At 70.4% G+C, this 19,795-nt stretch carries 23 protein-coding genes; 22 read left to right on the top strand and 1 reads right to left on the bottom strand.

Annotated features, from left to right (window positions below):
* Nucleotides 1-5 precede the first annotated feature (5 nt).
* The 3 genes from thrB to rho all read left to right on the top strand — a co-directional run bounded on the left by thrB (nt 6) and on the right by rho (nt 3,736).
* Nucleotides 6-926, top strand: a complete 921-nt coding sequence (gene thrB, locus Q5722_RS03025) for a homoserine kinase (protein WP_305026737.1) — start codon at nt 6-8, stop codon at nt 924-926.
* A 47-nt stretch (nt 927-973) separates the two neighbouring features.
* Nucleotides 974-1,879 carry a hypothetical protein gene (locus Q5722_RS03020; protein ID WP_305026736.1) on the top strand — a complete coding sequence of 302 codons (906 nt, stop codon included), beginning with the start codon at nt 974-976 and terminating at the stop codon, nt 1,877-1,879.
* A 216-nt stretch (nt 1,880-2,095) separates the two neighbouring features.
* A complete protein-coding gene (rho, locus tag Q5722_RS03015) occupies nt 2,096-3,736 on the top strand; it encodes a transcription termination factor Rho (RefSeq protein WP_305026735.1) in 1,641 nt (546 codons plus the stop codon).
* Nucleotides 3,737-3,769: 33 nt separating this feature from the next.
* Here rho and Q5722_RS03010 read toward each other — a convergent pair whose 3' ends face one another.
* Nucleotides 3,770-4,477, bottom strand: coding sequence for a FadR/GntR family transcriptional regulator (locus tag Q5722_RS03010; RefSeq protein ID WP_305026734.1), 708 nt, complete (start codon nt 4,475-4,477; stop codon nt 3,770-3,772).
* 119 nt (nt 4,478-4,596) lie between these two features.
* Between Q5722_RS03010 and Q5722_RS03005 the strand changes: the two genes are divergently transcribed.
* The 19 genes from Q5722_RS03005 (at nt 4,597) to Q5722_RS02915 (ending at nt 19,795) form a co-directional block, all read left to right on the top strand.
* The gene (locus Q5722_RS03005; protein ID WP_305026733.1) at nt 4,597-5,142 is read left to right on the top strand and encodes a gluconokinase; all 546 of its coding nucleotides are present in this window, start codon (nt 4,597-4,599) and stop codon (nt 5,140-5,142) included.
* Nucleotides 5,139-6,527 carry a GntP family permease gene (locus tag Q5722_RS03000; protein ID WP_305026732.1) on the top strand — a complete coding sequence of 463 codons (1,389 nt, stop codon included), beginning with the start codon at nt 5,139-5,141 and terminating at the stop codon, nt 6,525-6,527. Before Q5722_RS03005 ends, Q5722_RS03000 begins: the two co-directional genes overlap by 4 nt.
* Before the next feature lie 110 nt (nt 6,528-6,637).
* On the top strand, nt 6,638-6,844 hold the full coding sequence (rpmE, locus tag Q5722_RS02995; RefSeq protein WP_305026731.1) for a 50S ribosomal protein L31: 207 nt from the start codon (nt 6,638-6,640) through the stop codon (nt 6,842-6,844).
* A gap of 87 nt (nt 6,845-6,931) precedes the next feature.
* Nucleotides 6,932-8,002, top strand: coding sequence for a peptide chain release factor 1 (gene prfA, locus Q5722_RS02990; protein ID WP_305026730.1), 1,071 nt, complete (start codon nt 6,932-6,934; stop codon nt 8,000-8,002).
* Nucleotides 7,999-8,856, top strand: coding sequence for a peptide chain release factor N(5)-glutamine methyltransferase (gene prmC / locus Q5722_RS02985; protein ID WP_305026729.1), 858 nt, complete (start codon nt 7,999-8,001; stop codon nt 8,854-8,856). Before prfA ends, prmC begins: the two co-directional genes overlap by 4 nt.
* Nucleotides 8,853-9,536: an L-threonylcarbamoyladenylate synthase gene (locus tag Q5722_RS02980; protein ID WP_305026728.1), complete on the top strand. Its 684-nt coding sequence runs from the start codon at nt 8,853-8,855 to the stop codon at nt 9,534-9,536. The genes prmC and Q5722_RS02980 overlap by 4 nt, the downstream gene beginning before the upstream one ends.
* On the top strand, nt 9,536-10,684 hold the full coding sequence (locus tag Q5722_RS02975) for a glycosyltransferase family 4 protein (protein WP_305026727.1): 1,149 nt from the start codon (nt 9,536-9,538) through the stop codon (nt 10,682-10,684). Before Q5722_RS02980 ends, Q5722_RS02975 begins: the two co-directional genes overlap by 1 nt.
* Nucleotides 10,681-11,151, top strand: a complete 471-nt coding sequence (locus tag Q5722_RS02970) for a hypothetical protein (protein ID WP_305026726.1) — start codon at nt 10,681-10,683, stop codon at nt 11,149-11,151. Before Q5722_RS02975 ends, Q5722_RS02970 begins: the two co-directional genes overlap by 4 nt.
* 83 nt (nt 11,152-11,234) lie before the next feature.
* Entirely contained in the window at nt 11,235-11,414 is a 180-nt protein-coding gene (locus Q5722_RS02965; protein WP_305026725.1) for a hypothetical protein, read from the top strand.
* Nucleotides 11,411-12,211 carry a F0F1 ATP synthase subunit A gene (gene atpB, locus Q5722_RS02960; RefSeq protein ID WP_305026724.1) on the top strand — a complete coding sequence of 267 codons (801 nt, stop codon included), beginning with the start codon at nt 11,411-11,413 and terminating at the stop codon, nt 12,209-12,211. Before Q5722_RS02965 ends, atpB begins: the two co-directional genes overlap by 4 nt.
* Nucleotides 12,212-12,313: 102 nt before the next feature.
* The gene (locus Q5722_RS02955; RefSeq protein WP_131580974.1) at nt 12,314-12,520 is read left to right on the top strand and encodes an ATP synthase F0 subunit C; all 207 of its coding nucleotides are present in this window, start codon (nt 12,314-12,316) and stop codon (nt 12,518-12,520) included.
* 41 nt (nt 12,521-12,561) lie between these two features.
* On the top strand, nt 12,562-13,110 hold the full coding sequence (locus tag Q5722_RS02950; protein WP_305026723.1) for a F0F1 ATP synthase subunit B: 549 nt from the start codon (nt 12,562-12,564) through the stop codon (nt 13,108-13,110).
* Nucleotides 13,107-13,916, top strand: coding sequence for a F0F1 ATP synthase subunit delta (locus Q5722_RS02945; protein ID WP_305026722.1), 810 nt, complete (start codon nt 13,107-13,109; stop codon nt 13,914-13,916). The genes Q5722_RS02950 and Q5722_RS02945 overlap by 4 nt, the downstream gene beginning before the upstream one ends.
* Before the next feature lie 59 nt (nt 13,917-13,975).
* Nucleotides 13,976-15,616, top strand: a complete 1,641-nt coding sequence (gene atpA / locus Q5722_RS02940) for a F0F1 ATP synthase subunit alpha (RefSeq protein ID WP_305026721.1) — start codon at nt 13,976-13,978, stop codon at nt 15,614-15,616.
* A gap of 3 nt (nt 15,617-15,619) precedes the next feature.
* Entirely contained in the window at nt 15,620-16,525 is a 906-nt protein-coding gene (locus tag Q5722_RS02935; protein ID WP_305026720.1) for a F0F1 ATP synthase subunit gamma, read from the top strand.
* Between the two features lie 5 nt (nt 16,526-16,530).
* Nucleotides 16,531-17,988 (top strand): F0F1 ATP synthase subunit beta, encoded by a 1,458-nt coding sequence (gene atpD, locus Q5722_RS02930; RefSeq protein ID WP_305026719.1) that lies wholly within the window; start codon nt 16,531-16,533, stop codon nt 17,986-17,988.
* Nucleotides 17,988-18,386, top strand: a complete 399-nt coding sequence (locus Q5722_RS02925; RefSeq protein ID WP_305026718.1) for a F0F1 ATP synthase subunit epsilon — start codon at nt 17,988-17,990, stop codon at nt 18,384-18,386. Before atpD ends, Q5722_RS02925 begins: the two co-directional genes overlap by 1 nt.
* Nucleotides 18,387-18,485: 99 nt before the next feature.
* Nucleotides 18,486-18,917, top strand: coding sequence for a DUF2550 domain-containing protein (locus Q5722_RS02920; protein ID WP_305026717.1), 432 nt, complete (start codon nt 18,486-18,488; stop codon nt 18,915-18,917).
* Nucleotides 18,917-19,795 (top strand): catalase, encoded by an 879-nt coding sequence (locus Q5722_RS02915; RefSeq protein WP_305026716.1) that lies wholly within the window; start codon nt 18,917-18,919, stop codon nt 19,793-19,795. The genes Q5722_RS02920 and Q5722_RS02915 overlap by 1 nt, the downstream gene beginning before the upstream one ends.

The following is a 19,795-nucleotide window of genomic DNA, read 5'->3' as shown; positions in this document are numbered from 1 at the left end:
CGCGCATGGCCCTCGTCACCGGCACCGTCCGGGTCAGCGTCCCCGCGACCTCGGCCAACCTCGGCCCCGGCTTCGACGCGCTCGGCCTCGCGCTCACCATGCGTGACCGCCTGACAGCGACGCTGCTCGACGGCGGCCTCGAGATCGAGGTCACCGGTGCGGGTGCCGACGAGGTCCCGCGCGACTCGTCGCACCTGGTCGTCCGGTGCATCAACCGTGCGCTGCACGAGCTCGGCGAGGAGCCGGTCGGCCTGCCGGACTCGGCCCACGGCCTTCGGCTGACCTGCGACAACGTCATCCCGCACTCGCGGGGGCTCGGGTCCTCGTCGGCGGCGATCGTGGCCGGTCTCGCCCTCGGTCGTGCCCTGGTCGTCGGCGGCGACCTGCTGATGAACGACGACGCGCTCTTCGCCCTCGCTGCCGAGATCGAGGGGCACCCCGACAACGTCGCCCCCGCGGCGTACGGCGGGTTCGTGATCGCGGGTCATGAGGGTGACACCTTCTATGCGGCCGAGTCGGCCGTCGACCCGTCGATCTCCGCGGTCGTCTTCGTGCCGTCGACCCCGGTCGAGACCAAGGTGGCCCGCGGCCTGCTGCCCGCGACCGTGCCGCATGCCGACGCTGCCGCCAACGCCGGCCGTGCCGCGCTCCTCGTCGCTGCCCTCGCCGGTCAGCCGTCGCTGCTGCTGTGGGCGACGCGCGACTGGCTGCACCAGGACTACCGCGAGCCGGCGATGCCGGAGTCGGTGGCGCTGGTGCGGGCGCTGCGTGCCGACGGCCATGCCGCGATCATCTCCGGCGCCGGTCCGACGGTGCTCGCGTTCGCTGCCTCGAAGGGGGACCGCCAGGCCCTCGTCGCCCGCACCCCGGAGGGCTGGGTCTCCTACCCGCTCGACGTCGACCACGAGGGTGTCGTCGTCTCCTGAGCGTTTCCTCGACCGTGGGCAACGATCCGACCTAGGCTTCGCGCACCATGTCGAACACTCAGCGACTCGCGTCCGTGATCCACCTGCCGACGGCCCTGCCGGCGTCCCTCCAGCACGCGGTGCCGGCTGCCGTGAGCACGCCGATCACCTCGACGACGTCGAGGGTCCTGAAGGCGGCGCTCTTCCCGGTGCGCGCAGCGGTAGCCTTCGGCCACGCCAGCATCGGCGTCGCACGACTGGTGGAGCCCGGTGGCCCGGTGCGGCTGCTGCACCTGATGAGCGCGGTCACTGCCGAGGACCGGCCGCTCGGGCAGGCGCTGCAGCACGGCGGCGTGGTGGACCGCGTGCTCGACGAGCACGGCGTCCTCTCCCGCCTGTCCCAGCCCGACGGCGTCCTGGACCGGCTGGTCGCGGCCGACGGGTTCGTCGACCGCGTCCTGGCCAGGGACGGCGCGGTCGAGCGCCTCATCGCACCCGGCGGCTTCGTGGAGCGGCTGCTCTCCGACAACGGCCTCGTGGACCGTCTCCTCGCCACGGGTGGCACCGTCGACCGGCTGATCGCGCCGGGCGGTGCGCTGGACCGGATCCTGGCCGTTGACGGCCCGGTGGAGCGTCTCCTGGCGGAGGAGGGCGCGGTGGAGCGCCTGCTCGCGCCGGACGGTGTCATCGATCGCCTCGTCGCCCGCGAGGGCGTGCTCGAGCAGCTCGTCGCCGAGGGTGGCCTGCTCGACCGGCTGAGCGGCCTGATCGACAACGTGGACCGGCTGGCGCCCGTCCTCGCCTCGCTCGAGGGCGTCGTCAACGGGATGGACCAGTCCGTGCAGCGGCTCGAGGGGAACCTCGACGGGCTCGCGGCGGCCATCGCGCCGCTGAGTGCGATCGCGGGACGCGTGCCCGGCACCCGCAAGCGGACGACGGCCCGGCCGGTCGAGCCCGGTCCTGCCGCGGACTGACGCAGCCGCTCGTCTGGCGGTCCTCCGGTCCGCGGGAATCCGGCGGTGTTACTGTGGCAGCGCGTCCCCGATCTGCGGGACGCCCCGTCCGCCGGCCGCTGAGGTCGAGGACATCATCTCCGCCGTGCGACGGCGCCGACCGGCGCCGGTGTGCGACGGATTCACCTCACGACGCCGCCTCTGTGCGCGGCGCCCGACGTGTGGGAAGGACCTCACGTGACCGAAGCACCCGAAGCCACGCCGGCCAGGAAGACCAAGAAGCCTGCCGGCCTGAACGGCATGCTGATCGCCGACCTCAAGGCGATGGCCAACGCCCTCGCCATTCCCGGCGCCAACTCGATGAAGAAGGCTGACCTCGTCGCCGCCATCCAGGGCGCCGGTACGCCGAAGGGTGAGACCTCCGCGCCCGCCCGGCAGCGTGCTCCCCGGGCCGAAGCACCCGCCGCGCAGGATGAGCAGGCCCCGCAGGGCGACCAGCCGGCCGACCGGGCGGGTTCCGAGGGCGAGCAGGCGGAGCAGGCGCCGAGCCGCAACCGCCGCAACCGGAACCGCAACCGCAACGCCGAGGAGCAGGCCGAGAGTGCTGCCCACGACGGCGAGGCCGCGGAGGAGAAGACCACCGACCAGCCCGAGCAGGGCGGCCGACAGCAGAACCAGCAGGGCAACCAGCGCCAGCAGGGCAACCAGCAGGCGCGCCAGCAGAGCCCGCAGCAGGGCCAGGGCAACCAGGGCAACCAGCAGGGGCAGCAGGGGCAGCAGGGCAACCAGAACCAGCAGGGCGAGGACGGCGACGGCACCGGCAACCGTCGCCGACGCGGCCGCGACCGTGACCGCAGCGCGCGCGGCCGCAACGAGCCGGACACGACGATCCTCGAGGACGACGTCCTCGTGCCGGCGGCGGGCATCCTCGACGTGCTCGACAACTACGCCTTCGTCCGTACCAGCGGCTACCTGCCCGGCCCCGACGACGTCTACGTGAGCCTGAGCCTGGTCCGCAAGCTCGGCCTGCGTCGAGGTGACGCGATCGTCGGCCAGGTGCGCCAGCCCCGCGAGGGCGAGCGCAAGGAGAAGTTCAACCCGATGGTCCGGATCGACTCGGTCAACGGCGTGGACCCGGAGACCGCCAAGGACCGCGTCGTCTTCGAGAAGCTGACGCCGCTCCACCCGACCGAGCGCCTGCAGGTCGCGACCGACGGCGGTAGCCCGCTCGGCAAGGCGATCGACACGGCCGCCCCGGTCGGCAAGGGCCAGCGCGGCCTCATCGTGAGCCCGCCGAAGGCCGGCAAGACCACGGTCCTGCAGACGATGTCGTCGGCACTCACGACCAACAACCCGGAGTGCCACCTGATGGTCGTGCTCATCGACGAGCGCCCGGAGGAGGTCACCGACTTCCAGCGCAGCGTCAAGGGCGAGGTCATCGCGAGCACGTTCGACCGCCCGGCGAGCGACCACACGATCGTCGCGGAGCTGGCGATCGAGCGGGCCAAGCGCCTGGTCGAGCTCGGCCACGACGTGGTCGTCCTGCTCGACGGCATCACGCGGCTGGGCCGTGCCTACAACCTGGCCATCCCGCCGTCGGGCCGCCTGCTGTCGGGCGGTGTCGACGCTGCTGCACTCTACCCGCCCAAGAAGTTCTTCGGTGCGGCGCGCAACATCGAGAACGGCGGCTCGCTGACCATCCTCGCCACCGCGCTGGTCGAGTCGGGCTCCAAGACCGACGAGGTCATCCTCGAGGAGTTCGCGGGCACCGCGAACATGGAGCTGCGCCTGCGCCAGGCCGGCGAGGGGGAGGCGTTCCCCGCCGTCGACGTCGCGGCCTCGGGCACGCGGCACCGCGAGCTGCTGCAGCCCCTCTGACGGGTACGCCGTGGGGCCGCGGCCGCACCTGCCTCACTCGGGCAGGTCGGCCATGGCCTGCGCGGACTCGTCGATGATCGCGCGCATCGCGCGCTCCGCGCCGTCCGGGTCACCGGTCCGGACGGCGCGGGCCACCGCGTCGTGGAGCGCGATCGCCTCCGGCTTCGGGTGGTGAGGCATCAGGTCGTGGTGCGTGCGCCCCTCGAGCACGCCCGCGACCATCTCGCCGAGCGAGGCGAGCATCTCGTTGCCGCTGGCCTCGAGCAGGGTCCGGTGGAAGCGCTGGTCGCTCTCGAGGAACTCCTCCAGCGCGCCGCTCGTGCCGTGGATCTCCATGTCGCGCACCGCGTCGGCGAGTGCCCGGCTCTGCTCCGGGGTCGCCCTGGTCGCGGCGAGGCGGGCCGCCACCGGCTCGACGCCGAGGCGCAGCTCCGAGAGCGAGAGCAGCTGCGCGATCCGGTCGTCTCCCGCGAGGCGCCAGCGGATCACCTGCGGGTCGAAGACGTTCCAGTCTCCCCGCTCGCGGACGGTCAGGCCGACGCGTCGTCGTGAGGCGATCAGCCCCATCGACTCGAGCACGCGGACCGCTTCGCGGGCCACGCTGCGGGAGACGGCGTACTCCTGCCCGATCGACTCCAGGGTGAGCACGCTGCCCGGTGCCAGGCGGCCTGCCGCGATCGCAGCACCGAGCGCGTCGAGGACTGAGCCGTGCAGCGCAGGGGCACCGGGGGAGCGGGTCATGGGGACAGCGTGGCATGCACACCGTTTCCATGAAAGAGCAGATTTATTTCATTTCGCTCTTGCCAAAGGTCATACCTTTCGGTTCTGATGTGAAGACCGCCACATCGAGAGGAACAGTGATGACAGCCCAGCAGCCCGCCCGGCCGCTCGTCGTGGTCATGGGCGTGTCCGGGTCCGGGAAGACGACGGTCGGCGCGGCGTTGAGCCAGCGACTGCGGGTGCCGTTCGCCGACGCCGACGACTTCCACCCGGCGGCCAACATCGTGAAGATGGCGTCGGGGCACGCCCTCGACGACCGCGACCGGTGGCCCTGGCTGGAGAAGATCGGCGCCTGGCTGCACGAGCACGAGCTCGACGGCGGCGTGATGACGTGCTCCGCCCTCAAGCGTCGTTACCGCGACCAGCTGCGCCACCACGCCCACCGTGTCGAGTTCGTCCACCTGCACGGCACCCGCGAGGTCATCGCGGCCCGGCAGGCCGGCCGTCCCGGCCACTTCATGCCGTCCTCCCTGCTCACGTCGCAGTTCGCGACCCTCGAGGCCCTCGCTCCGGACGAGCACGGCCTCGTCCTCGACGTCGCCCAGCCGGTCGACGTCCTCGTCCAGCAGTACGTCGACGCCCACCGCGTCCTCGACGCGTCGCCCTCACAGAAGGAGAACCGATGACCGCGCTCGTCCTGCCCCTGGCAGGCACCGACCTGATCGAGCCGGTCGCGCCGGGCTGGCAGCTCGTCACTGCCGCGCTCGCCGCGATCGCCCTGATCGTCGTGCTGATCATGGGCCTGAAGGTCCACCCGTTCCTGGCCCTGATCGGCGGTGGCCTGACCGTCGGCGTCGTCTCCGGCGTCCCGGTGGAGGGGGTCCTCGCGAGCTTCACCACCGGCTTCGGCTCCACCGCAGCGGGCGTCGGCATCCTCATCGCGCTCGGCGCGATGTTCGCCAAGCTGCTGGCCGACTCCGGCGGTGCCGACCAGATCGTCGACACGATCGTCGGTCACGCCTCTCCGCGTGCCCTTCCGTGGGCGATGGCGCTCGTCGGCGCGATCATCGGCCTGCCGATGTTCTTCGAGATCGGCCTCGTGCTGCTCATGCCGGTGATCTACCTGGTGGCGCGGCGCTCGCAGCTCTCGCTCGTGACCGTGGGCATCCCGGCGCTCGCCGGCCTCTCCGCGATGCACGGCCTCGTGCCGCCGCACCCGGGCCCGCTCGTCGCGATCGACGCGCTCGGCGCCGACCTCGGCACCACCCTGATGCTCGGTGTGCTCGTCGCGGTCCCGACCGTCGTGGTCGCCGGCCCGCTGTTCGGTCGTCTCGCCGGCCGCTGGGTCGTCGTTCCGGCGCCGACCCGCTTCGACGCCGACGAGGCCGCGGCCGACGCGCGCCGGCCGGCGTTCGGCGTCACGCTGGCGACCGTCCTCCTCCCGGTCGTGCTGATGATGGCCAAGGCGATCGCCGACATCGCGGTCGACGACGCCACGGACGTGACCCGCCGGACCCTCGACATCCTCGGTACGCCGCTCGTCGCCCTGCTGATCGCCGTGGTGGTCGCGATGTTCACCTTCGGCCGCGGCGCGGGCCTGGGTCGCGCAGAGGTCGGCAAGATCGTCGAGGGCGCACTGCCCGCGATCGCGGGCATCCTGCTCATCGTCTCCGCGGGAGGCGGCTTCAAGCAGGTCCTCGTCGACACCGGCATCGGCACGATGCTGGCCGACTGGGCCACCGGGGCCAACGTCTCGGTGCTGCTGCTGGCCTGGGTGCTCGCCGTGCTCATCCGTCTCGCCACCGGATCGGCGACCGTCGCGACCATCACCGCCAGCTCGCTCATGGTCGGCCTGGTCGACGGCCTGTCGTCGGGGGAGACCTCGCTGGTGGTCCTCGCCATCGGCGCCGGATCGGTCTTCTTCTCCCACGTCAACGACGCCGGGTTCTGGCTCGTCAAGGAGTACTTCGGGCTCTCCGTCGGCCAGACGCTGCGCTCGTGGTCGGCCATGGAGACGGTGCTCTCGGTCACCGGCCTGGCCATGGTCCTGCTGCTCGGCGTGGTGGTCTGACGCCCGTTTTGGCGACCGCTTGGCCCAGGTGGCAGAATTGCCCGCTGGTCCCGGTTCACGCACGTCCATCCGGACGGGCGACCCGGAGCCCTCGAATCCCAGGAGAAGTTGTGAAGAAGGACATTCACCCCGAGTACGTCCCGACCGAGGTCACCTGCACCTGCGGCGCGTCGTTCCAGACCCGCAGCACGCTGACCTCCGGCAAGATCCACTCCGACGTCTGCTCGCAGTGCCACCCGTTCTACACGGGCAAGCAGAAGATCCTCGACACCGGCGGTCGCGTCGCGAAGTTCGAGGCTCGCTACGGCAAGAAGTAGCAGCTTCCGGGCGCCGGCCCCCGCGCATGTCGCGGGTGGCCGGCGCTCGTCATTTCACCTGACGCCGGGACTGCAAGGAACGTGGAGATGTTTGACGCCGTAGAGGGACTCGCCGCCGAGCACGCCGAGCTCGAGCAGCAGCTCGCCGACCCCGCGACCCACGCCGACCAGGGCCTGGCCAAGCGCCTCAACCAGAGGTACGCCGAGCTCTCGGCGATCGTGCGCACGTGGCGGGAGTGGCAGCAGCTCGGCGAGGACATCGACGCGGCTCGCGAGCTCGCGGCCGAGGACCCGGAGTTCGCCGCCGAGGCCGAGACCGCCGCAGCGGCCCGCGAGGAGAAGGCCGAGAAGCTGCGCCACCTGCTGGTGCCGCGCGATCCCTCCGACGGCAAGGACGCCATCCTGGAGGTGAAGTCGGGTGAGGGTGGCGAGGAGTCCGCGCTCTTCGCCGGCGACCTGCTCCGGATGTACACCCGCTACGCCGAGCGGCGTGGGTGGAGCGTCCAGATCCTCGACGCCAACGAGTCCGACCTCGGCGGCTACAAGTCGGTCACGGCCGCGGTGAAGGCCAAGGGCACCCCGGAGCCGGGTGAGGCGCCCTACGCGCTGCTCAAGTTCGAGGGGGGCGTCCACCGCGTGCAGCGCGTCCCGGCCACCGAGTCGGCGGGCCGGATCCACACCAGCGCCGCCGGCGTACTGGTGATGCCGGAGGCGGAGCAGGTCGACGTCGAGATCAACGACAACGACCTGCGCATCGACGTCTTCCGCAGCTCGGGCCCGGGTGGCCAGAGCGTCAACACCACCGACTCGGCCGTGCGGATCACGCACCTGCCGACCGGCATCGTGGTCAGCTGCCAGAACGAGAAGTCGCAGCTGCAGAACAAGGACCAGGCGATGCGCATCCTGCGTGCGCGGCTGCTGGCTGCCGCCGAGGAGGCAGCCGCGAGCGAGGCGAGCGCTGCCCGCAAGAGCCAGATCCGCACCGTGGACCGCTCCGAGCGGATCCGCACCTACAACTTCCCGGAGAACCGGATCTCCGACCACCGCACCGGGTACAAGGCCTACAACCTCGACACCGTCCTCGACGGTGAGCTCGGTCCCGTCCTCGACAGCTGCGTCCAGGCGGACCTGCAGAGCCGGCTCGAGGAGCTCGGGTGAGCCTGATCCGCGCCACGGTCGCCGAGGCGGCACGTCGGCTCGCCGCCTCGGGCGTCGAGTCGCCCGAGTCCGATGCCCGGCTGCTCCTTGCCCACGTGCTCCAGGTCGACCCCGGTGAGCTCCAGCTGCTCGACCTCCGCGGTCGCGAGATCTCGGCAGGGGAGTGGGACGCGTACCAGGACCTGCTCGGCCGTCGCCAGAGCCGCGAGCCACTGCAGCACCTGACCGGCACGGCGTACTTCCGCCACGTCACGCTGCAGGTCGGACCGGGGGTCTTCACGCCGCGCCCCGAGACCGAGCTGCTGGCCGGCTGGGCGATCGACGCGGCGCGCGCGGCGGGGGAGCGACCGGTCGTCGTCGATCTCTGCACCGGCTCCGGCGCGATCGCGAAGGCGATCAAGGACGAGCTCCCCGACGCCGACGTCCACGCCGTCGAGCTCGACGAGCCGGCGCTCGTGTGGGCCAGTCGCAACCTCGCCGGCACGGGTGTCGACCTGCGCCAGGGCGACGCCTTCACGGCGTTCGCCGAGCTCGTGGGCACGGTCGACGTGGTGGTCTGCAACCCTCCCTACATCCCGCTCGAGGCCTGGGAGTCCGTCGCCGTCGAGGCGCGCGACCACGACCCGCACCTCGCCCTCTTCTCCGGCGACGACGGCCTGGACGCGATGCGCCTCCTCGAGGGCCACGCTGCCCTCCTGCTCAGGCCCGGTGGCGTCGTGGGCGCCGAGCACGCGGACGTGCAGGGGAAGTCGGCTCCGGCGGTCTTCGCGGCCACCGGACGCTGGCGCGAGGTGCGCGATCACCAGGATCTGGCCGGTCGTGCGCGCTACCTGACGGCTCGACTGGCACGATGACCTCCGTGAAGCGCTTCCTGGTCACCGACCCCGCCGAACGCGATGAGGCCCTCGAGGCCGCCACCCTCGCCGTACGCCGGGGCGAGCTCGTCGTCCTGCCCACCGACACCGTCTACGGCATCGGTGCCGACGCCTTCGACCCCGCCGCGGTACGTCGGCTGCTCGCTGCCAAGGGGCGCGGCCGGGAGATGCCGCCGCCGGTGCTGATCGGAGCCGCCTCGACGATCGACGCCCTGGCCATCGAGATCCCGGCCTGGGTTCGTGCGCTGACGGCGGAGTTCTGGCCCGGCGCGCTGACGATCGTGCTCCGCCAGCAGCAGTCGCTGCAGTGGGACCTGGGTGACACCCGTGGCACGGTCGCGGTGCGGATGCCCGACGACGAGGTCGCCATCGCGCTCCTCGAGCGCACCGGCCCGCTCGCGGTCAGCTCGGCCAACCTCACCGGCCACCCGGCGGCGACCGATGCCGACGCCGCCGAGGAGATGTTGGGCAGCGAGATCACGGTCCTCCTCGACGGTGGTCCGTCCGCGGGATCGGAGCCGAGCACGATCATCGCCGCCACCGACCCCGACGCGCCGCGCCTGCTGCGCCTGGGTGCCCTCGGCCTGGAGCAGCTCAACGCCGTGATCGCCCCGCTCGGCGTGACGATCCCGTCCGACGACGGCCTCGACGAGGACTGATGCGCGAGTACCTCGTCGTCTTCCTGGTCGCCGGCTCGGTGACCTACCTGCTGACCGTCATCGCCCGCGAGATCGCCCTGCGCACCGGTGCAGTGGCACAGGTCCGTGACCGCGACATGCACGTCATCCCGATCCCGTACTTCGGGGGCGTGGCGATGCTCGGCGGCCTCGTCGCGGCCTACCTGGTCGCTCGCCACCTGCCGTTCCTGAGCGCGAAGGACCCCGGAAACGTCTTCCGCGACGCAGGCGTCGTGCTCGCGGCCGGCGCGCTGATCTGCGCGATCGGCGTCCTCGACGACCTGCTCGAGCTCGACGCGCTGACGAAGCTCGGTGGCCAGGTCGTCGCCGCCGGCCTGCTCATTCTCTTCGGCGTCACCTACCGGTTCTTCCCGCTCCCCGGGATCGGACAGTTCGCGCTCCCCGCGGACCTCGCCTCGCTGATGACCGTCGTCACGGTGGTGGCCACGGTCAATGCCGTGAACTTCGTGGACGGCCTCGACGGCCTCGCCTCGGGTGTCGTCGGCATCGGCGCGAGCGCCTTCCTGCTCTTCTGCTACCAGCTCTCCTACCTCAACGGTCAGGTGCTGGCCTCCACGGCGGCGCTCCTGTGTGCCGCGCTCGCCGGGGCCTGTGCGGGCTTCCTGCCGCACAACTTCCACCCGGCGCGGCTCTTCATGGGGGACAGCGGGTCGATGCTGCTCGGCTTCGTGCTGGCCGCCTCCGCGCTCACCCTGACCGGCCAGTTCCCGGCGACCGCGCTGACCCAGGGCGGCGACGGTGCCGAGGCCAGCCTGCTGCCGGTGCTGCTGCCGATCCTGCTCCCGCTCTCGATCCTGATCGTGCCCTTCGCCGACCTGGTGCTCGCGGTGATCCGCCGGACCCGGCGGGGGCAGATGTTCTACCACCCGGACAAGCAGCACCTGCACCACCGGATGCTGGAGATCGGCCACTCGCACCGCCGTGCCGTGATGATCATCTGGCTGTGGGCCGCGCTCGTCGGCTACGGCATGGTGCTGGCCAGCCTCTACTCCGGGCCGATCGTCTTCGCCCTGCTGGCGGTCTGGTTCGTGGTCACGGTCTTCCTGACCTTCGCCGTCCCGCGCGTGCACCTCCCGCACCGCCCCGAGTCAGAGGTTCCACAGACGTGACCCCCACTTCCGAAAGCGGCGCACGCAGCGCCGTCCGCGACGCGCTCGTGCCCATGGTCATCGCCGCGGCCTTCACGGTCGTGGCGGTGGCGGTCGTCGCACTCGCGGCGGCCGTCCTCTCCGACGACCGTGCGCTGGCCGGCGCCCTGACCGGCGGCCTCGCCGTGCTCGGCGTACTGCTCTTCGGGGTGCTCACGATGGCGCTCGTCGTGCGCTTCGTGCCCGAGGCGAGCCTGCTGGTGGCGATGGTCGTCTATCTCGCCCAGGTCGCCGTCCTGTTCGCCCTGTTCGTGCGCTACCAGAAGGACGATGCGATGCAGGATGCGCTGTCGGCGGAGTGGCTGGCGCTCAGCATCGCGGCGGCCACGGTGGCGTGGGTGCTTGGACAGGTCCTGGGGGCGTGGCGGGCACGTCACGACGTGACCGGTGTTCACGGTCTCACGCCGGTGAGCGACGAGCGCCCATGACTGGTATTGTCCGGCCCGCGATGCCTCGCAGGGAAGAAACACAGCAGCCAGAGGGTGACCCCTGGCTCGCTTTCGGATACGTCGTGTCCGGAGTGGCGCTGTACGGCGCCCTGGGCTGGCTCGCTGATCGATGGCTGGGGACGGGCTTCCTGGTCGTCATCGGGATCCTCTTCGGAGCTGGTCTCGGGATCTACATGACTTTCAAGCGGTTCGGCGCAGATGCGCCTGACACCGAGCAGAGCCACGGCAAGGAGACAGAGTGAGCCTCACCGCGACGATTGCGGCCGCCACGATCAAGGCGGGGGACGAGTTCCACGCTCCGAGCGCCGGGATCTTCGACCTGCCGGGCATCGGCGGGTCCAGCATCACCAAGTCGATGGTTCTGGTGACCTTCTCGGCCGTCCTGATCCTCGGCTTCATGATCGCCTCGTCGCGCAAGGCCTCGATCGTCCCGGGGCGCCTGCAGTTCGCCGGCGAGCTGGTCTACGGCTTCGTGCGCAACACGATCGCCCGTGAGGCGATCGGCTCCGAGAAGTTCATGAAGTTCGTGCCGTTCCTCTTCTCGCTCTTCCTGTTCATCGTGGTGAACAACTACTACGGCATCATCCCGCTGGTGCAGCTGCCGTCGTTCGGCCGGATCGGCTATATCGTGCCGCTGGCCGCCCTCGCCTGGCTGACCTTCATCGGCGCCGGCATCAAGAAGCACGGCTTCTTCGGCTTCCTCAAGCACGCGACCGTCCCGCACGGCGTGCCGGCCTGGATCCTGGTGCTGCTGGTCCCGCTCGAGTTCCTCTCGAACATCATCGTGCGCCCGTTCACGCTCACGCTCCGTCTCTTCGGCAACATGTTCGCCGGCCACCTGCTGCTCGCGCTCTTCGCCGGCGGTGGCGCCTTCCTCCTGCAGGACGGCAACATCGTCCACGGTGGCGTCGGAATCCTGGCCTTCGTGATGGGCATCGCGGTGAGCTTCCTCGAGCTCATCGTCATGTTCCTGCAGGCCTACGTCTTCACGCTGCTCGCTGCGATGTACATCGGCGAGGCCATCGCCGACGAGCACTGAGCCGTCGAAGAGACCTGCACGACCAGCTCCACCCCGTAGTACCCCCCACAAGTTTCGCCAACCGCGACGTGACCGCCACGTCGCAGACGAAAGGAAAAAGCCATGACCGGCTCCCTCAACCTCATCGGCCTCGGCCTCTCCGCCATCGGCCCGGGCGTTGCCATCGGTCTCATCTTCGCTGCGCTCATCGGCGGCATCGCCCGTCAGCCCGAGGCTGCCGGCACGCTGTTCGGTCGCGCCATCCTCGGCTTCGTTCTCGCCGAGGCGCTCTTCATCATCACCCTCGCCATCGCGTTCGTCCTTAAGTGACCCTCGGCCGGTCCGAGCGGTTCGACTAAGGAGAGACCAGCATGATCAGCAACATCGTCATCGCGATGTCGGGTGAGGCTGCCGCTGAGGAGCACAACCCGCTGATGCCGGCGGTGCCGGAGATCATCCTCGGCGCGATCGTCTTCGCGATCATCCTCATCGGCATCTGGAAGTTCGTCGTTCCGAACTTCGAGAAGGCCTACGCCGAGCGCACGCAGGCGATCGAGGGCGGCCTGGCCGCCGCCGAGACGAAGCAGGCCGAGGCGGACGCCAAGCTCGCCGAGCTCGAGAAGCAGCTCGCGGACGCCCGCCACGAGGCGGCGCGCATCCGTGAGGAGGCGCGCGAGCAGGGTGCGGCCATCGTCGCCGAGATGCGCGAGCAGGCCCAGACCGAGGCCACGCGCATCGTCGAGCACGGCAAGACGCAGATCGAGGCCGAGCGCCAGCAGGCGATCACCTCGCTGCGTGCCGAGGTCGGCACGCTCGCGACCGGTCTCGCGGGCCGCATCGTCGGCGAGAGCCTCGAGGACGACGCTCGCCAGAGCCGTGTCGTCGAGCGCTTCCTGTCCGAGCTGGAGGGCGCGCAGTGACCGTCCCCGCGGGCATCCGGGGCGCCTCTGCCGAGGCGCTGGCCACCCTCTCCAGCCAGCTGGAGGGGGCGGCCGACGCCGCCACGACGGGCGCCGAGCTCTTCTCGGTGGCCGCTGTGCTGCGGGCCGAGCCGGCCCTGCGCCGGATCGCGACCGACGTGTCGATCCTGCCCGAGGCGAAGTCCGGTCTGGCCGAGCAGGTCTTCGGCAGCCACGTCAGCGCCGCGACCCTCGGTCTGGTGACGTCGGCGTTCAGCCAGCGCTGGACCACCGCGCGTGACCTCGCGGACGTGCTCGAGCACCTCGGTGTCGTCGCGACCGTGACGTCCACCGGTGCCGACGCGGGCCGTCTGGCCGACGAGCTCTTCGCCTTCGCCTCGGCCGTCAAGGACAACCCGGAGCTCCGGGACGCCCTGGCCGACCAGAGCCGCTCGCAGGCCGACCGCAACGGTCTGGTCCGCAGCCTCCTCGAGGGCAAGGCCCTGCCGGCCACCATCGCCCTTGCGGAGCAGTCGCTGAGCGGCTCGCACCGCACGGTCGACGTCGCGCTCACGGCGTACCAGAAGGTCGTCGCCGACGTGCAGGGCAAGGGGGTCGCGGTCGTCCGTGTGGCGCGCCCGCTCTCCGACGCCGACGCCGAGCGCCTGGCTGCTGCCCTCACCCGGCAGTACGGCAAGGAGATCCACCTCAACGTCGTCGTCGACCCGCAGGTCATCGGTGGCATCAAGGTGGAGATCGGCGACGAGGTCATCGACGGCACCGTCTCCACGCGCCTCGACGACGCCGGTCGTCGTCTGGCCGGCTGACCACCAGCCCGGCCACCCAGAACTTTTTCGAGCAGCACACCAAGAGTGAGGAAGACCAAATGACGGAGCTGTCCATCCGTCCGGACGAGATCCGCGACGCACTGCAGCGCTTCGTGTCCGACTACAAGCCGGAGACCGCGTCCCGTGAGGAGGTCGGCACGGTTGCCGAGGCCGGCGACGGCATCGCCCGTATCAGCGGCCTTCCCTCCGCCATGGCCAACGAGCTGCTCGAGTTCGAGGACGGCACGCTCGGCCTCGCGCTGAACCTCGACACCCGCGAGATCGGTGCCGTCGTCCTCGGCGACTTCGACAACATCGAGGAGGGCCAGACGGTCCGCCGCACCGGCGACATCCTCTCCGTCCCGGTCGGCGAGGGCTACCTCGGCCGCGTGGTCGACCCGCTCGGCAAGCCGATCGACGGCCTGGGCGAGATCACGGGCATCGAGGGTCGTCGTTCCCTCGAGATCCCTGCCGCCGGCGTCATGGACCGCAAGTCGGTCCACGAGCCGCTCGCCACCGGCATCAAGGCCATCGACTCGATGACCCCGATCGGCCGTGGCCAGCGTCAGCTGATCATCGGTGACCGCGCCACCGGCAAGACCACGGTCGCGATCGACACGATCATCAACCAGAAGGCCGCCTGGGCCACCGGCGACCCGGAGAAGCAGGTCCGCTGCATCTACGTCGCCATCGGTCAGAAGGGCTCGACCATCGCCTCCGTGCGTGGTGCCCTCGAGGAGGCCGGTGCGCTCGAGTACACGACCATCGTCGCCGCCCCGGCATCCGACTCGGCCGGTTTCAAGTACCTCGCGCCCTACACCGGTTCGGCCATCGGCCAGCACTGGATGTACCAGGGCAAGCACGTCCTCATCGTCTTCGACGACCTGACGAAGCAGGCCGAGGCCTACCGTGCCGTCTCCCTCCTCCTCCGTCGCCCGCCGGGCCGCGAGGCGTACCCGGGTGACGTCTTCTACCTCCACTCCCGCCTGCTGGAGCGTTGCGCGAAGCTGTCCGACGCGCTCGGTCACGGCTCGATGACGGGCCTCCCGATCATCGAGACGAAGGCCAACGACGTCTCGGCGTTCATCCCGACCAACGTCATCTCCATCACCGACGGCCAGATCTTCCTGCAGTCGGACCTCTTCGCCGCCAACCAGCGTCCGGCCATCGACGTCGGTGTCTCGGTCTCCCGCGTCGGTGGCGCCGCGATGACGAAGGCCATGAAGGCCGTCACCGGTTCGCTCAAGGTCGACCTGGCGCAGTTCCGTGCCATGGAGGCGTTCGCCATGTTCGCCTCGGACCTCGACGCCGCGTCGAAGCAGCAGCTGGCCCGTGGCCAGAAGCTGATGGCTCTGCTGAAGCAGCCGGCCTACTCGCCGTACTCGGTCGAGGACATGACCGTCTCGCTGTGGCTGGGCACGTCGGGTCGCCTCGACAACATCCCGACCGAGGACGTCATCCGCTTCGAGCAGGAGTTCCTCGACTACCTGCGTCGCTCGCAGGCGGGCGTGCTGGCCGGCATCGCCGAGTCCCTCAAGTTCGAGGACTCGACCGAGACCCAGCTCGCCGCCGCCTACGACGAGTTCCTCAAGCAGTTCGAGACCTCCGAGGGCGGCTCCGCGGCCGTCAACGCCGAGGCCGAGGCGCTCGAGGCCGGCGACGTTGCCCAGGAGCAGATCGTCAAGCAGAAGAAGGCCTGATCCATGGCCGTCTCGCTGCGTGAGTACCGCGCGAAGATCCGATCGACCCAGTCGATGAAGAAGATCACGCGCGCCATGGAGCTCATCGCTGCGTCCCGCATCATCAAGGCGCAGCAGCGGGCGCAGGCCGCTGAGCCGTACGCCCGGGAGCTGACCCGTGCCGTCAGCGCGGTGGCCACGTTCTCCAACGTGGACCACCCGCTGACCCGGGAGACCACCGACGCGGGCCGCGCTGCGGTCCTGGTGGTCGCCAGCGACCGTGGTCTGGCCGGCGCGTACGCCTCCAACGCTATCAAGGAGGCGGAGCGCCTCGTCGAGAAGCTCCGCGCCGAGGGCAAGGACGTGGTCCTGTACGTCTCCGGTCGCAAGGCCGAGGCGTACTACAAGTTCCGCAACCGCCCGGTGGCCCAGGCGTGGACCGGCTTCTCCGACCAGCCGACGTACGACGTCTGCAAGGAGATCGCCGACACCCTCATCGCCGAGTTCCTCGAGGACAACGACGGCGTCGATGAGGTCCACCTCGTCTTCACCCGCTTCGTGTCGATGCTGACCCAGACGCCCACGGCGCTGCGTCTGCTTCCGCTCGAGGTCGTCGAGGGCACGGAGGCTCCGGCCGAGAACGAGCTCCTTCCGCTCTACGAGTTCGAGCCGTCGGCCTCCGACGTGCTGGACGCGCTTCTCCCGAAGTACGTCACGAGCCGCGTCTACCACGCCCACCTGCAGGCGGCGGCCTCCGAGCTCGCTGCCCGCCAGAAGGCGATGAAGTCGGCCACGGACAACGCCGAAGAGCTCATCAAGAAGTACACCCGAATTGCCAACCAGGCCCGTCAGGCCGGCATTACCCAGGAAATCAGCGAGATCGTCGGTGGCGTCAACGCCCTCGCCGACGCGACCGCCGGGAGTGAGTGAGAGACATGACTGCCATTGTTGAAGAGACGATCGCGTCGGCCAGCGGCGCTGTCGGTCGCGTCGCCCGCGTCATCGGCCCGGTCGTTGACGTCGAGTTCCCGGCTGACCAGATGCCGGCCATCTACAACGCGCTGAAGGTCGACCTGCAGACCGCTGACGGCCAGACCACCGAGCTCACGCTCGAGGTCTCGCTGCACATCGGTGACGGCATCGTCCGCGCGATCTCGATGAAGTCCACCGACGGCCTGGTCCGCGGTGCGCAGGTGCGCGACACCGGCGACTCGATCTCCGTCCCGGTCGGTGACGCCACGCTGGGTCGCGTCTTCGACGCCACCGGCAACGTCCTGAACCTCGAGGAGGGCGAGTCCTTCCCGGAGACCGAGCGCTGGGGCATCCACCGCAAGGCCCCGGCCTTCGACCAGCTCGAGTCGAAGACGCAGATGTTCGAGACCGGCATCAAGGTCATCGACCTGCTCACGCCGTACGTCACCGGTGGCAAGATCGGCCTGTTCGGTGGTGCCGGTGTCGGCAAGACCGTCCTCATCCAGGAGATGATCGCGCGTGTGGCCAAGAACCACGCCGGTGTCTCCGTGTTCGCCGGTGTCGGCGAGCGCACCCGTGAGGGCAACGACCTCATCCACGAGATGCAGGACGCGGGCGTCTTCGACAAGGTCGCCCTGGTCTTCGGTCAGATGGACGAGCCGCCGGGCACGCGTCTCCGCGTCGCCCTCTCGGCGCTGACGATGGCGGAGTACTTCCGCGACGTCCAGAAGCAGGACGTGCTCCTCTTCGTCGACAACATCTTCCGCTTCACGCAGGCCGGTTCCGAGGTCTCCACGCTGCTCGGCCGCATGCCGTCGGCCGTTGGTTACCAGCCGAACCTCGCCGACGAGATGGGTCAGCTCCAGGAGCGCATCACCTCGACGCGTGGTCACTCGATCACCTCGATGCAGGCGATCTACGTCCCCGCTGACGACTACACCGACCCGGCTCCGGCCACGACGTTCGCCCACCTGGACGCCACGACCGAGCTCTCGCGTGAGATCGCCTCGCTGGGTATCTACCCGGCCGTGGACCCGCTCACGTCGACGTCGCGCATCCTCGACCCGCAGTACATCGGTCAGGCGCACTACGACTGCGCGATCCGCGTGAAGAAGATCCTGCAGCGCAACAAGGAGCTCCAGGACATCATCGCGATCCTCGGTGTGGACGAGCTCTCGGAGGAGGACAAGACGGTCGTGCACCGCGCCCGTCGCATCCAGCGCTTCCTCTCGCAGAACACCTACGTCGCCAAGCAGTTCACCGGCATCGAGGGCTCCACGGTTCCGATCGCGGAGACCATCGAGGCCTTCAACAAGATCTGCGACGGCGAGTACGACCACGTGGCCGAGCAGGCGTTCTTCATGTGCGGTGGCCTCGACGACGTCGAGGCCAAGTGGGCCGAGATCCAGGCGAGCCTCTGATGGCTACCGACAAGGTCCTCACGGTCTCGCTCGTCGCGGCTGACCGCGTCGTGTGGGAGGGCGAGGCCACCATGGTCATCGCCCGCACCACCGAGGGCGACGTCGGCATCCTGCCGAACCACGCCCCGCTGCTCTCGCTCATGGTGGACGGTGTCGTCGACATCCGCACCGCCAACGACGAGACGTGGGTCGCGGCCGTCGACGCGGGCTTCCTGTCCGTCGCCGACAACCGGATCTCGATCCTCTCGGAGCACGCCGAGATGTCGCACGAGATCGACCTCGAGAAGGCGCGCCACGACCTCGAGCGGGCGCTTGCCGCCGGCGAGGACAACGGTGCGGCGACTGAGGCGGTCCGTCGGGCCGAGGCTCGCATCCGGGCCGTCGAGAAGGCTTCTTGACGGCTGTCTGAACCCAGTTGGTCCGACCCCGGTCGGGTGGCGCTATCGTTTGCGCCACCGGACCGGGGTCGGGTCCATTTCAGGGAGGCTGCATTGGCGGTGTGGGAGTGGGGTGTCGAGGCCCTCGTGGCCGTGCTCGCGCTGCTGGTCGTCCTGGCCGTGGCCCTCGTCGTGCGCCGACGCTGGATCGCGCGTGACGGCGGCACCTTCGAGCTCTCCTACCGCATGCGCTCCGTGACGCCCGGCCGTGGCTGGGTGCTCGGCATCGGGCGGTACTCCGGCGAGGAGCTGGAGTGGTTCCGGATCTTCTCGCTCTCGCTGAAGCCGCGCCTGTCCTGGCACCGCAAGACCCTGGAGTACGTCGGCCGCCGCGACCCTGCGGGGATCGAGACGATGTCGCTCTACCCCGACCATGTCGTCGTCCAGTGCCAGACGCCGGGTGGCCCCGTCGAGTTCGCGATGAGCGGTCCCTCGCTCACCGGTTTCCAGTCGTGGGCCGAGTCCGGCCCCCCGGGAGCGGAGATCCGCTGATGATCACACCCGCCGAGGCGATCGACCGGATCAACGCGGTCTTCGGGCGCCACGCCGGCCACCGGGCGCTGCACGCCAAGGGGCGCTTCTACACGGCCACGTTCACCCCGACGGCCGAGGCCGGCCGCCTGGGGCGGGCGCTGCACCTGCAGGCCCCCGTGCCGGTCTGGGTGCGCTTCTCCAACGGTGGCGGCCACCCGGGTGTCGGCGACGGCGCGCCGGACGTGCGCGGCATCGGCGTCTCCTTCCGGCTGCCCGATGGCACTGCGACCGACCTGCTCGGGCAGACCGCGCCGCGGTTCCCCGTGCGCACGCCCGAGGATTTCATCGCCCTGGTCGAGCACAGCAAGCCGCACCAGCTCCCGGGCTTCATGGCGCGTCACCGGTCGGCCATCAGGCCGCTGCTCGCCAACGTGAAGGCGAAGGCCGTCGTGCCGCCGTACTCCTACGCCGAGGCGACCTACTACCCGGTCCACGCCTACCGCTGGATCGCGCCGGACAGCACCGAGCGGTGGGTCCGCTACGTCTTCGAGCCGCAGGCCACCAAGGACCAGCGTCCGGCCAGGACCCAGGGCAAGCACCGGCTCCGCGAGGAGCTGGAGGCCCGCCTGGCCCAGGGGCCCGTGCGCTTCACGCTCCGGGTGACGGTGGCGGCTGATGGCGACGACCCGCACGACCCGATGTCGGTCTGGGTCGGCGCGCACACCTTCGACGCGGGCACGCTCGAGGTCACCGGCCTCGACCCGGAGCGCGAGACCGGGGGAGAGGTCGTGGTGTTCGACCCGACCCGTGTCGTCGACGGCATCGAGCTCTCCGACGACCCGATCCTGCGCTACCGCGCGGGTGCCTACTCGGAGTCCGTGGCCCGCCGGGTCTGA

Source organism: Nocardioides jiangxiensis, assembly GCF_030580915.1.
Classification (GTDB): Bacteria; Actinomycetota; Actinomycetes; order Propionibacteriales; family Nocardioidaceae; genus Nocardioides; species Nocardioides jiangxiensis.
Note: the sequence above shows the minus strand (reverse complement) of the source record. Positions and strands in the feature narration are given on the sequence as shown.